12 protein-coding genes are annotated in these 12,648 nt (G+C 42.1%); 10 read left to right on the top strand and 2 right to left on the bottom strand.

What is annotated here, in order from left to right; all coding sequences use genetic code 11:
* The first annotated feature begins 260 nt into the window (after positions 1-260).
* Positions 261-620, top strand: a complete 360-nt coding sequence (locus JS40_RS05660; RefSeq protein WP_034259040.1) for a CoA-binding protein — start codon at positions 261-263, stop codon at positions 618-620.
* Here JS40_RS05660 and JS40_RS05655 read toward each other — a convergent pair.
* Positions 591-2,036, bottom strand: coding sequence for a sodium:solute symporter (locus tag JS40_RS05655; RefSeq protein ID WP_034259038.1), 1,446 nt, complete (start codon positions 2,034-2,036; stop codon positions 591-593). The genes JS40_RS05660 and JS40_RS05655 overlap by 30 nt on opposite strands.
* Before the next feature lie 125 nt (positions 2,037-2,161).
* Between JS40_RS05655 and JS40_RS05650 the strand changes: the two genes are divergently transcribed.
* From JS40_RS05650 to JS40_RS05630, 5 genes are all read left to right on the top strand, one after another.
* Entirely contained in the window at positions 2,162-4,654 is a 2,493-nt protein-coding gene (locus JS40_RS05650; protein WP_034259036.1) for a T9SS type A sorting domain-containing protein, read from the top strand.
* 81 nt (positions 4,655-4,735) lie between these two features.
* Entirely contained in the window at positions 4,736-5,356 is a 621-nt protein-coding gene (recR, locus tag JS40_RS05645; protein WP_034259035.1) for a recombination mediator RecR, read from the top strand.
* Positions 5,357-5,359: 3 nt separating this feature from the next.
* Positions 5,360-6,475, top strand: coding sequence for a glycosyltransferase family 2 protein (locus JS40_RS05640; RefSeq protein ID WP_034259033.1), 1,116 nt, complete (start codon positions 5,360-5,362; stop codon positions 6,473-6,475).
* A 100-nt stretch (positions 6,476-6,575) separates the two neighbouring features.
* Positions 6,576-7,913 (top strand): dihydrolipoamide acetyltransferase family protein, encoded by a 1,338-nt coding sequence (locus tag JS40_RS05635; RefSeq protein ID WP_034259032.1) that lies wholly within the window; start codon positions 6,576-6,578, stop codon positions 7,911-7,913.
* A 63-nt stretch (positions 7,914-7,976) separates the two neighbouring features.
* Positions 7,977-8,894 carry a DUF6624 domain-containing protein gene (locus JS40_RS05630; protein ID WP_034259029.1) on the top strand — a complete coding sequence of 306 codons (918 nt, stop codon included), beginning with the start codon at positions 7,977-7,979 and terminating at the stop codon, positions 8,892-8,894.
* Positions 8,895-8,909: 15 nt separating this feature from the next.
* On the opposite strand, the gene JS40_RS05625 is transcribed toward JS40_RS05630, so the two are convergent.
* The gene (locus JS40_RS05625; RefSeq protein WP_034259027.1) at positions 8,910-9,524 is read right to left on the bottom strand and encodes a thioredoxin domain-containing protein; all 615 of its coding nucleotides are present in this window, start codon (positions 9,522-9,524) and stop codon (positions 8,910-8,912) included.
* A gap of 140 nt (positions 9,525-9,664) precedes the next feature.
* On the opposite strand from JS40_RS05625, the gene JS40_RS05620 reads away from it, so the two are divergent.
* From JS40_RS05620 to JS40_RS05605, 4 genes are read left to right on the top strand one after another with little or no spacing between them, the layout of a single operon-like run.
* Positions 9,665-10,441, top strand: a complete 777-nt coding sequence (locus tag JS40_RS05620; protein WP_034259025.1) for a 3'-5' exonuclease — start codon at positions 9,665-9,667, stop codon at positions 10,439-10,441.
* Entirely contained in the window at positions 10,441-11,052 is a 612-nt protein-coding gene (locus tag JS40_RS05615; protein WP_034259024.1) for a fumarylacetoacetate hydrolase family protein, read from the top strand. Before JS40_RS05620 ends, JS40_RS05615 begins: the two co-directional genes overlap by 1 nt.
* A complete protein-coding gene (locus JS40_RS05610) occupies positions 11,053-11,394 on the top strand; it encodes an Hpt domain-containing protein (protein ID WP_034259022.1) in 342 nt (113 codons plus the stop codon). It abuts the gene before it with no gap.
* Complete coding sequence (locus JS40_RS05605) at positions 11,394-12,641, top strand: competence/damage-inducible protein A (RefSeq protein WP_034259021.1); 1,248 nt, start codon at positions 11,394-11,396, stop codon at positions 12,639-12,641. The genes JS40_RS05610 and JS40_RS05605 overlap by 1 nt, the downstream gene beginning before the upstream one ends.
* Positions 12,642-12,648: the final 7 nt, after the last annotated feature.

The raw sequence follows: 12,648 nt of genomic DNA, 5'->3' as shown, positions 1-12,648 counted from the left end.
AAGACGCACCGAACAAAATCTTGTTACAGTGTTTTTTGATTTTAACAAAAAAAAACAAGCCCGAAGTCTAGAACCTCGGGCTTGTAACTCTACTGCTATTATTAACACTAACCATCAACGTAAAATTTTCGCAGTAAAGCGAGAAATATTTCTACTCTATAGACGAAGCGTCTCTCGAAATGTTACAGTACTTTACTTTTTTAACGAACTTTTGTGAATTCATAACCCCGAGACATTGTATTTTTCAAAAAAAAGAAGCTATGAAACACACTCTTGTACTTGGCGCCAGTCTTAATCCGTCACGCTATTCCAATTTGGCAATCCATAGATTGGTAACACGCGGACATACCGTAGAAGCTGTAGGCTTGAAAGAGGGTGAGGTAGCAGGTGTGTCGATCACGACACAAAAAGAAGACTTTAAAGACATCGACACGGTTACATTGTACCTTAACCCCAAACGCCAGGAAGAATATTACAACTACATTCTTTCCTTAGCTCCCAAGAGGGTAATCTTCAATCCCGGTACCGAAAACCAAGAATTCTACGCATTGCTTCGGCGTAACGGAATAGAAGTTGAAGTTGCTTGTACCTTAGTGCTTCTGGGTACGAATCAATATTAATCCTAAAAAGGTAAGGGCTCCGTTCAGGATAAGGATAAAGAATAAAAATTCAAATCCGAACCACACATTGCTATAATGATCAATACCATATCCCAGGATAGGTGCCGCAATTGCAACCCAAGGAACCCATTTGTCTTTTACATTCCACCTTGTAAATAACCCAAAAGCATACAGGCCAAGTAGGGGGCCATAGGTGTAGCCTGCAAAAACAAATAGCTTTGCAATTACCGAAGCATCTGCGATCACATATTTAAAAATGATGATCACAGCGATCAGCACTAAGGATATAAGAATGTGTATTCTTTTGCGAATCATCACTTGCTTCGCTTTTTCGTATCGTTTTTCAATCTCGAGAATGTCAATACTAAAAGATGTGGTTAAGGCAGTCAATGCGCTGTCGGCACTGGAATAGGCAGCTGCAATAAGACCCAGGATAAAAAAGATTGCGATGCCAATACCTAATCCGCTTTGCGTTGCAATGGTTGGGAATAGGGTATCCCGTTGCGCATGTATACCATTTTGTTGTGCATATACAGTTAATAGCAGCCCTAGTGCAAGAAAAACAAAGTTTACAATAGTGAGCACTATGGTAAACCAGAACATATTCTTTTGGGCATCCTTAAGGTTCCTGCAGGTCAAGTTTTTCTGCATCATATCTTGGTCTAAGCCGGTCATCACAATGGCAATGAACGCACCGCTTATAAACTGCTTTACAAAGTGATCCCCGCTTTTCCAATCATCAAAGAAAAAGATCTGTGATAAATCACTGTCTGCAATAAACCCAAAGATATTTCCTGCTGAAAGACCTAAATTTTCTGAAACAAAATAGATGGCCACCCCCACTGCAATAAGCATGAACAGGGTTTGTAAAGTATCTGTCCAAACAATGGTTTTGATACCGCTTTTAAAAGTGTAGAGCCAGATCAAGAGGATGGTAATGGTGACCGTTGCCCAAAACGGGACATTCATGGCGTTGAAAACTAACTCCTGAAGGACGATCGCAACTAGATATAATCGAAAACTCGCACCCACCACACGCGACAAAAGGAAAAAGGAGGCTCCGGTTTTATACGAAGCGGTCCCAAATCGGCCTTCTAAGTAGGTATAGATAGAAGTTAGGTTTAAACGGTAGTAGAGGGGCAGGAGTACAGTTCCTATCACGGCATATCCCACGGTATAGCCAAGAACCACTTGAAAATAACTAAATTTTGAAGCTTCTACCCAACCGGGAACCGAAATAAAGGTTACTCCGCTTAAAGAAGCCCCTATCATACCAAAAGCTACAAGATACCAGGGCGATTGTTTGCTTGCTTTAAAGAAGTCTTCATTGCTACCCCCTTTATTCGTGAGATGGGAAATTCCCAAAAGAACACCAAAATAACCAAGAATAAGAAGAAGGATGTGTAATGGCTCCATAGTTTTTAAGACTTAAGTCGTATTGTGTGTAAAAATACAAAGATTGGGTGCCCTACAATTTTATTTTTTTAATACTTTTGAATCCCGTTGAACGTTAACCACTTATCTGCTTAAAAAATTACGCTATGAAATTTAAATTATTACTTATTTCCTTTACATTCATTTTTTCTTTTTCTGAAGTTCACGCTCAAGATTATCTTGAAATGATCGATTCGGAAACATATACCGTTCAAGAGATTGTCGCTGCGGCCGAAGCATATTTCGCCGATAAGGACAAAGGGCGAGGCTCGGGGTACAAACAATTTAAACGTTGGGAATACAACGCTTTGCGATTAATGAACGAAGCAGGATACCTTCCTTCCATCACGCAGCGCTTAGAGGAATTGAAAGCATATAACAAATACCTCAATGAAACGGCGCAATCTAGAATGCCTCTTAACGATAATTGGATCGAAAAAGGTCCCGTAAACTGGAATGCCTCTACTTCCTGGAACCCGGGAGTAGGCCGTGTAACAGGAATTGCGGTAGATGTCTCCAACAACGATCATATCATTATTGGAGCCAATACGGGCGGGGTTTGGAGAACGATCGATGGAGGGCAGAACTGGACACCCCTTGGCGATACCTTTACGAACCTTCGGGTCTATTCGGTGGCAATCGATCCAACCGATTCGAACACCTATTTCTTTGGTTCAGTGAACGGACTTATTTTTAAGTCTACAGATGCGGGCGGCACATGGAATTTATTAGGTGATATAGGAAGTTCTGAAGTAAATAAGATCTTGATCCACCCCACAAATACAAACATAATGTACGCCACAGCCTCCTATTTCGGTATCCGAAAATCTGTGGACGGAGGGCTCACTTGGTCTCAAGCTGTTTCAGACTCCAATGGCTTCGATGTGGAGTTTAAACCAGGCGATCCAAACACCGTATATGCTTCAGGAAGAGGCTTTCATAAATCAACCGATGGCGGACAAACATTTACTACGGTTGGTGGATTCACCAACGGTTATAAAATGATTGGTGTTTCAGCAGCCAACGTAGACCGGGTGTATGTGCTGGAAGAAAGTTCGGGACGTTTTGGCGCCTTTTACAGTTCCAACGATGGTGGAAACTCTTTTACAGAACTGAACCACACAGGAAAGAATTATTTTGGGTACAGTACTACTGCTAACGATAACAGCGGTCAAGCTCCCAGAGACATGGATGTAACGGTGAACCCTAACAATGCCGATGAGGTACATATTGCAGGGGTACTCACTTGGCGCTCGCTCAATGCAGGAACTACATTTACCTGTACAGCCGATTGGATCCCCAACGCAGCGGCAGGTGCCGGAATTGGATACTGTCATGCCGACGTGGATATTATGGAGTTTATTGGCACCACCCTCTACGTGGGTACAGATGGCGGGATCTTTAAAGCAACCGACACTGGAAATCTGAACGCCAATTATTACGAAGATCTAACCGAAGGTATAGGAATCCGACAATTTTATAAAATTGGAATTTCACAAACACAGGATGTTGTCGTAACCGGTGGTTCACAGGATAACGGAACTTCTTTTTTCACCGAAGCCAACGGGTGGATCGATTGGCTGGGTGCCGATGGAATGGAAGGCTTTGTGGATAAAAATAATACCAACGTGATGTATGGCATGATTCAAGGGGGTAGAATGTATCGTACCGATGATGGAGCAAATTCTATCTCCGACCTCCCGGAACCGGGCTCAGGTTCAGGAAACTGGGTCACACCCTTTGAGCAGGATCCTAGCGTCACAAATACAATTTATCTAGGCTACGATCGTGTCTATAAATCATTGAACAAGGGCTTGAGCTGGTCTTCCATTTCTCAGAATTTTGGAAGTAATCTGGAGCATTTAAAGATCGCACCTTCAAATAATCAAGTAATGTATGCTGCCGATAATGGCACCTTGTACCGCACCGAAGATGGCGGTGCTTCCAATTGGATTACGACCACCGCCCCCGGTGGAGCAATCAACAGTATAGCCATTCATCCAACCGACCCAATGAAGATTGCCGTAGCCACTACAAGCGCTAATAAAGTTTATGTGTCTGCAGACGGAGGAGACACATGGCAAGATTACAAGAAGAATTTACCCAATTTTAGTGCACTGGCTATGGTGTGGCATGACAACGGTACCGATGGTCTTTACGTGGGAATGGATTATGGAATTTATTATATCGATGATACTTTTAATGACTGGCAACCATTCTTTAATAACCTACCAAATGTGATCATTAATGAGTTGGAGATCAATACGGTTACCAATGAGATCTATGCGGCTTCCTACGGAAGAGGACTGTGGGTGTCGCCGGTGGCAGATAATGTACTAGGGATAGAAACGGCTTCTTTCCTTGAAGGCAGTAAGCTTTATCCTAACCCTGCAAACCAGGAGATCACACTTTCTATCACCGAAGCACTTGAGACAGACCTGCGGGTATTCGATACTAGCGGGAAGTTAGTCCTGTTCCTGTCGAACGTGTGGGTGGACCGCAATTATACCTTGAATGTTTCGACATTGCAAAGCGGACTTTACTTTATTCGTATTAATTCTGAAAAGGGTACGGTAACTAAGAAATTTATAAAAGTATAACACACGTTCTTGACGTGTAGAATGCTTCAGAAACATCCTTTTTCTGAAGCATTTTTTTTATCTTGCCCTCAATTATAAGCTATGGAGTTTTCTTCGAAATTATTGGAAAATGCAGTCTATGAAATGTCTCAACTTCCCGGTATCGGAAAGCGAACGGCGCTTCGGTTGGTGTTGCACCTATTAAAACAACCGCAAGACCAAACTCGGCGACTTTCAGGAAGCCTTCTGCAAATGCGCGAATCCATTAATTTTTGTAAAAACTGCCACAACATAAGTGATGTGACACTCTGTGAAATCTGTTCCAATCCCAATAGAAATGAACGGCTTGTATGTGTAGTGGAGGATATTCGGGATGTAATGGCAATTGAAAATACTAGTCAATACCGGGGCCACTACCATGTATTAGGAGGAAAGATCTCTCCCATGGATGGTGTTGGTCCCGGGGAACTTACTATCAACAGCTTGGTCGAAAAAGTAAAGACTGGTGTCATCGATGAACTTATCTTCGCCTTGAGTTCTACCATGGAGGGCGATACAACTAATTTTTTCATTTTCAAACAAGTGGAGCCATACAACATCACTACGACCACGATTGCCCGAGGTATTGCAGTAGGGGATGAACTGGAATATGCAGATGAGGTCACCTTGGGACGCAGCATCGTAAACCGAATTCCGTTTGAATCGTCACTTAAAAGCTCTTAGAATTTGAAGGTATCTGTCATTATTCTCAATTACAATGTGCGGTATTTTCTGGAACAATGCATACGCAGTGTAGAACGTGCGCTGGGTAGTATTGAAGGAGAGATCATAGTTATCGATAATAATTCGACCGATGACAGTTGTGCCATGGTAAAACAACGCTTCCCTCGCGTAACGCTTATAGAGAACACAGAGAATGTAGGCTTCAGCAAAGCGAACAATCAAGCAGTAGCTGTAGCACAGGGAGAGTATGTGTGTATCTTGAACCCGGATACGGCGGTGGCAGAAGATACATTTATCAATTCGTTACAGTATTCAGAAAACACAGAGAATATTGGTGCGTTGGGAGTTTATTTGATGGACGGCACAGGTCACTTCTTGCCGGAAAGCAAACGAAACGTGCCAACCCCTGCAGCTTCCCTGTTAAAACTCTTCGGAATAGGAGGAAGGTATTATGCGAAGCATCTTTCCGAAGAAGAGAACGGAAAAGCAGCTATTTTGGTAGGTGCTTATATGTTTATGAAGCGAAGTATCTATAATGAGGTAGGCGGTTTTGACGAGGATTATTTTATGTACGGTGAAGACATCGATCTATCCTTTAAGATTGAAAAAGCAGGGTACCAAAACCACTATCTAGGCAGCACAGAGGTCCTGCATTATAAGGGAGAGAGCACGCAACGGGATGAGGTCTATTACGACAGGTTCTACGGTGCCATGCATATTTTTTATAAAAAACACTTTAAACCCAATCCGTTGTTCAGGTCCTTGATGAATCTAGGAGTTGCGGTTTTTAAGAAAACCCGTCGCTCATCGGGAGAGCGCAGAAAGAGAGTGCAACCGGATCGGGCGTATGTGTTTACCGAGAATTTGTACCTGCTTAAAGGACTTTCAGAAAAATTGGACCTGCCATTGAAATCGGCCTCAAAGGCCATCTTTCAGGAAGAGAATTTTAGTAATTCCATGCTCATTTTCGATGCAGAATATATGCAGTACTCACAGATCTTCGGCATAATGAAGCGTTTCAAGGATAACAACAATCAATTTCGAATTCACCCCCCTAAAAGTCACTTTATCATTGGAAGCGATCAAAGCGATGAAAAAGGAAGTGTCATCGTTTTTTAAGAAAATTGAAACGAGATATCATTGAATTTTAACTAATTTTGCACCTTCATAACGCAATATGCGAGATTAACATTTAAAACTATTTGCAAGACTCTTTACCATGGCAAAATTTGAATTGAAACTACCAAAAATGGGCGAAAGTGTCGCTGAAGCTACAGTGACCAATTGGCTTAAAGAAGTGGGAGACACCATTGAAGCAGATGAAGCTGTTCTTGAGATCGCTACCGATAAGGTGGATAGCGAAGTTCCCAGCGAGGTACATGGAGTTTTGGTAGAAAAGTTGTTTAATGTTGATGATGTTGTGCAAGTGGGACAAACCATTGCTATTATCGAGACCGAAGCAAACGGAGAAATTACTACGAGTAACGGAAATGAGACCGTGAAAGAAGAAAAACCCGCCCCCGAAGTAGTTGCCGCCGTCGAAAAACAGGTGGAAAATGCCAAGGAAACCACACAACCCACTATCGAGAGTACAGGAGATCGTTTTTATTCTCCTTTAGTGAAGAATATGGCCGCGGCCGAAAATATTTCACAAACCGAACTTGATGGTATTAAAGGAACAGGAAAAGACGGCAGAGTGACAAAGAACGATATGTTAAGTTATATCGAGAATCGCACTTCCAAATCTTCGCAGCCTCAAACTGTGGTGGAAGCTAAGAATCCTGCTACGGCTCAAGCTTCGGCAAGTACGGCACCGGCGAAACAAAAAACACCTCTGTCTGTTAACAGTGGAGATGAGATCATAGAAATGACACGTATGGGGAAACTCATTGCGCACCACATGGTCGAAAGTGTGCAAACCTCTGCACATGTACAGTCTTTTATCGAAGCCGATGTAACCAATATCTGGAACTGGCGGAATAAGAAAAAAGATGCATTCCAGCAGCGAGAAGGAGAGAATCTCACCTTCACACCTATCTTTATGGAGGCCGTGGCAAAAGCGTTGAAGGATTTTCCTATGATGAACATTTCGGTAGATGGAGACAGGATCATAAAACGCAAGAACATCAATCTGGGAATGGCAGCAGCTTTGGGTGATGGAAACTTGATAGTTCCTGTAATCAAGAATGCCGATCAGCTGAATTTGGTAGGAATGAGCAAAGCTGTCAATGACCTGGCAAACCGCGCACGATTAAATCAGTTGAAGCCAGATGAGATCCAGGGTGGAACTTACACAGTTACTAATGTGGGAACATTTGGCAGCATTATGGGAACCCCAATTATCAATCAGCCGCAAGTAGGTATACTTGCTTTAGGCGCCATTCGAAAAGTCCCGGCTGTGATCGAAACACCCGAAGGCGACTTCATTGGCATCCGTTACAAAATGTTCTTGTCACATAGCTACGATCACCGTGTGGTGAACGGGGCGCTGGGTGGACAATTCGTTAAGCGTGTGGCCGATTATCTGGAAGGTTGGGACCTCAAGCGGGAGATATAGGTATCTACCATCACTATCAACTTTTTAATTTACTATCTTTAAGCAGGTGTTACTCGCTGCTCAATGAGATATTTTGTATTCCTTCCAATTGCATGGATACTAGTGGGATGTGCCACACATCAAAAATCTGAATGTAATTATATTACCGATTATTATCAGACTATTTATAGGGCTGATATTGAATTCATAGCCAAAAATTATCAAAAGGCTTTTGATCTGTACCAACATGCGTTTAATTCTTGCAGGCCGATAAATACACTTGGTTATAATGAAATCTATACGTTTGCAGAAGTATCCGAAATACTTGGAAAAAGAAAATTAGCTTTAACACACTTAGAGTTAGCTATTAGAAATGGCTTGCCAATTATTACTATAGAGGAGAACGATGCCTTCACAGATCTCTTAAATTCGAAAGAAGGTGAGAAGCTACTTGAAAACTACAATAACATTAGAAGGGAATACATGGCAAGTATAAACCTGCAACTTCGTTCTGAAATCCAGAAAATGATACAGCTGGATCAAAGATATCGCTCGAATAAACACGATTGGAAAAAACAAGATAGCATCGATACAATCAATGCAAGCCGACTTATTGAGATTTTTGAACAATACGGTTATCCTAATGAATCCGTTATTGGTCATAACTCAATTGACATGAAATCTACTACCGTTGATATCATACTTCTACATACCGCTGACTCTATTAGAATAAACTATTTTGTCCCAAAACTTACCGAGTTTATAAAACAAGGAACATGCTCCCCCAATACCTTAGCTCTGATCGTTGATCAATTTTATATGTATAATGACCAACCTCAAATCTACGGAACTATACGTGGAAAAAATTCACGTTACCATACTATGATAAACGATCTGCAGCAAGTGGATAAAAACAGAATCGCTATAGGCTTACCTCCATTAAAATTATCAGAAAAACGAGATAGCTTAAGGAAACAAAAATACAACAAGCGCAGTAATTGAATTCCAATGATTTTCTTAGTCAGAAAGTATTGTGACAATACTTTTTAAGTTATCATACCCAAAGATCACCTCATCCTTGTTCCATATCACGGGCAATCGAATTTTTGTCTCTTCGGTGAGTTGTCGCTCGATGTAGGAAAGGAATTGCCTGTAAATTACCTCCTCTTCATGGATGTCGAACGCGCGATGTGTAATGCGGTTTTCGGTAAGACGGTCAATTAACGTTTCGCAGGCTTCACACGCTTCCGCCGTGAAAATGACCAGTTTTCCTGAAACGATACGCTCGATATCATTCTCCTGTCGCTCGAATACAAGATCTTTGGCGTCTTCCAAGCTGTTCACGATAAGATCGTAGGTGTAATGGCGAGGTTCAGCTTTAAGTTCAATCAAGGTGATCATTGGTACACTGCTGTTAGGCGGGATGTTCTTGATCACAGGTTTGGAGGCACTTCGGCGGTAGCCTTCAGCATTTACCATTAAAAACACATTCAGTGTATCAGCGGTTCGATTTTGAGCCATTAAGACCACTCTCTTTCCCGATTTCTTTTCGGTAATGAGCACCTTTAATCCGTGTGCTTGAGCGATTAGACCGCTCGTGAGGAAAAATAATAAGAATAGTGTTCGTATCATGTAGAAGGCACAAAGGTATTGAGATTTATTTTCTAGGCTCAAGAATCAAACCAAAAAATACAGTACATAAAAGGTACAGGGCGTTAAAAACACAGTCAAAACAAAGATGAATTACTACCTTTGTAACACAAACAAGCTACATGCAATTACAACTTACCAAACCCATTTGTTTTTTTGATCTGGAAACTACCGGTGTGAACGTCGCAACCGATCGAATTGTTGAAATCTCCATACTGAAAGTATTTCCTAATGGCAATAAAGAAAGTCATACATGGCGTGTCAACCCTGAAATGTCGATTCCTCCGGTCGTTTCGGCAATTCACGGTATAACAGACGAAATGGTGGCGAACGAGCCTACGTTTAAAGAACTGGCTCCAAGGGTCTATGCGCTTATCAAGGATAGCGATCTGGGAGGTTTTAATTCCAATCGTTTCGATATTCCGCTTTTAGCCGAAGAACTGCTTCGTGCAGAGATCGATTTCGACTTGAAAAAAGCGCTGTGTGTGGATGTGCAGACCATTTTTCATAAAAAGGAAAAACGCACACTGGAAGCGGCTTATAAGTTCTATTGCGATAAGACCTTAACCGATGCGCACAGTGCCGAAGCAGATACACTTGCTACCTTCGAGGTATTGAAAGCACAACTGGAACGGTATGAAGATCTAGAGAACAACATTGCATCTTTGGCCGAATTTAGCGCACATAAGAGCTTTGCAGATTTTGCAGGATACATTGGGTACGACAAACATGGGGAAGAGATCTTTAGCTTCGGAAAGCACCGCGGTGCCAAAGTTGCCGATGTGCTCGAGAAGGAACCGGGTTACTTTGGTTGGTTGCTCAATGCCGATTTCCCTTTATATACGAAGAAGGTGCTTACCCGGATCAAGCTTCAGAAATTAAACAACAAATTGCAATAATGAAGATCATTTGTATAGGACGCAACTATGCGGCTCATATTGAAGAATTAAATAACGAGAGACCGGAGCATCCCGTAGTATTCTTAAAACCCGATACTGCGATCCTTTTAAAGAAACAACCCTTTTTTATTCCCGAATTTTCAAACGACGTACATCATGAGGTCGAAATCTTGGTCAAAATAAAAAAGATAGGGAAGCATATAGAAAAGAAGTTCGCTCATAAATATTACGATGAGATAGGGTTAGGGATCGACTTTACCGCAAGGGACCTTCAAACACAGCTCAAAGAAAAAGGATTGCCATGGGAAAAGGCCAAGGCTTTTGACGGAGCTGCTGTGATTGGTAATTTTCTTCCGAAGAGCGAGTTTAAAGATGTGGACAATATCCAATTTCATCTAAAGAAAAACGGAACAGTGGTTCAAGAAGGCAATACCGCCTTATTGTTGTGGAAAATTGATGAATTGATAGAATATGTTTCAAAATATTTTACTTTAAAGATTGGAGATATTATATTTACGGGCACTCCTGCCGGAGTTGCAAAGGTGAACCCGAACGATACATTAACCGGATATATTGAAGAAAAGGAAGTGTTTTCTATAAAAGTGAAATAAATGAGCAGACATTATTCAAAAGAGAGTTTAAATGAGATCGCCGGTGGAGATCAAGATTTTATGGGAGTGGTCGCACAGACTTTTTTAGAAGAGATTCCTCCGGACCTGTTGGCCATGGAAGAAGCAGTTGAGAATGACAATAAGGAATTGGCATATCAATTTGCACATAAAATGAAACCCAATCTGGAAATGTTTGGGATCGACGTTTTAAAGGATATCACTGCTATCGAGGCCTGGACCCGAACTTCAAAGAATAAAGCAGCCATCACTTCAAATCTTGACAAGGTAGTAAGTACCGTGAAAACAGTGCTCAAAGAGCTTAAAGAAGATTTCAACTTATAATGCTTGCAGAGATCATCACCATTGGTGACGAAATTCTAATAGGTCAGATTGTTGATACCAATTCGGCCTATATTAGTAAGGAATTGAATAAACTCGGGATCCAGGTTTATCAAATTACCTCCATACAAGACGATCGCACACACATACTTCAAGCCTTACGGGACGCTCAAGAACGCGTAGATCTGGTCCTGGTGACCGGAGGTCTTGGTCCCACGAAAGATGATATCACCAAACAGACCTTTTGCGACTTTTTTAACGATGTATTGGTAGAGGACAAAGAAGTATTGGACCACATCTATTTCCTGTTCTCCAAGTATTTCGACAAGGAGCCCTTACCTTCCAATTTACATCAGGCTATGGTGCCTTCAACAGCAACGGTTTTAAAGAACGAACACGGCACGGCTCCGGGGATGTGGTTCGAAAAGGACGAGGTGGTATTTGTGTCAATGCCGGGCGTTCCTTACGAAATGAAACATTTACTTCAGAAAGAGGTATTCCCGCGTGTAATAAAACGGTTTCACACACCATTTATCTATCATAAGACCTTACTTACCTACGGACTGGGAGAAAGTGCCATCGCACATCGTATTGCACAGTGGGAGGACCAGCTGCCAAGGGAAATACGATTGGCGTATCTGCCTTCTTTGGGAAGGGTACGCCTGCGTTTGTCTTCCAGAGGAACCAACGAGCGCGTCTTAAAAGAAGCCGTTGAGGCCAAAATGAAACAACTGCACGCCTTACTGGACGATATTGCCGTGGGCTATGAAGAAGAAACCAGTATTGATCAGCGTATCGGGGCGCTTTTAAAACAAAAAGGACAAACCTTAAGTGTTGCCGAAAGCTGTACCGGAGGCGCCATTGCCGAAAGCATCACAACCAATGCAGGCGCTTCCACATACTTTATTGGAGGGGTGATCCCCTACGATACACAAAAGAAAGTTTCAGTACTGGGTATCGATGCCGGGCTTATTGAAGAACATACCGTTGTAAGTGGTCCCGTGGCCGAAGCAATGGCCGTACACTCTAACCGTTTGTTTAAAAGCGATTACGCTATTGCCACTACAGGTATTGCCGGCCCCACCAAAGGCGATGGTGAGGACGATATAGGTACGGTTTTTATTGCCATAGCAGGGCCGCATGGAGTGATCTCAGAAAAATTCAGTTTTGGTACGGCACGGGAACGTGTCATCACAAAAGCCACCAACAAAGCAATGGAATTGCTTCTCAAAGAAATTTTAAAAAACTGATTTTCTT

The sequence above is a fragment of the Altibacter lentus genome, assembly GCF_000746845.1.
In the GTDB taxonomy this organism is placed as follows: Bacteria; Bacteroidota; Bacteroidia; order Flavobacteriales; family Flavobacteriaceae; genus Altibacter; species Altibacter lentus.
Note: the sequence above shows the minus strand (reverse complement) of the source record. Positions and strands in the feature narration are given on the sequence as shown.

What these genes read in the sequence shown, in the direction of transcription:
- JS40_RS05615 (WP_034259024.1), top strand. Translation starts at nt 10,441, where the DNA reads ATGAAGATCATTTGTATAGGACGCAACTATGCGGCTCATATTGAAGAA.
- JS40_RS05655 (WP_034259038.1), bottom strand. Translation starts at nt 2,036, where the DNA reads ATGGAGCCATTACACATCCTTCTTCTTATTCTTGGTTATTTTGGTGTT.
- recR (WP_034259035.1), top strand. Translation starts at nt 4,736, where the DNA reads ATGGAGTTTTCTTCGAAATTATTGGAAAATGCAGTCTATGAAATGTCT.
- JS40_RS05605 (WP_034259021.1), top strand. Translation starts at nt 11,394, where the DNA reads ATGCTTGCAGAGATCATCACCATTGGTGACGAAATTCTAATAGGTCAG.
- JS40_RS05630 (WP_034259029.1), top strand. Translation starts at nt 7,977, where the DNA reads ATGAGATATTTTGTATTCCTTCCAATTGCATGGATACTAGTGGGATGT.
- JS40_RS05620 (WP_034259025.1), top strand. Translation starts at nt 9,665, where the DNA reads ATGCAATTACAACTTACCAAACCCATTTGTTTTTTTGATCTGGAAACT.
- JS40_RS05635 (WP_034259032.1), top strand. Translation starts at nt 6,576, where the DNA reads ATGGCAAAATTTGAATTGAAACTACCAAAAATGGGCGAAAGTGTCGCT.
- JS40_RS05650 (WP_034259036.1), top strand. Translation starts at nt 2,162, where the DNA reads ATGAAATTTAAATTATTACTTATTTCCTTTACATTCATTTTTTCTTTT.
- JS40_RS05660 (WP_034259040.1), top strand. Translation starts at nt 261, where the DNA reads ATGAAACACACTCTTGTACTTGGCGCCAGTCTTAATCCGTCACGCTAT.
- JS40_RS05625 (WP_034259027.1), bottom strand. Translation starts at nt 9,524, where the DNA reads ATGATACGAACACTATTCTTATTATTTTTCCTCACGAGCGGTCTAATC.
- JS40_RS05610 (WP_034259022.1), top strand. Translation starts at nt 11,053, where the DNA reads ATGAGCAGACATTATTCAAAAGAGAGTTTAAATGAGATCGCCGGTGGA.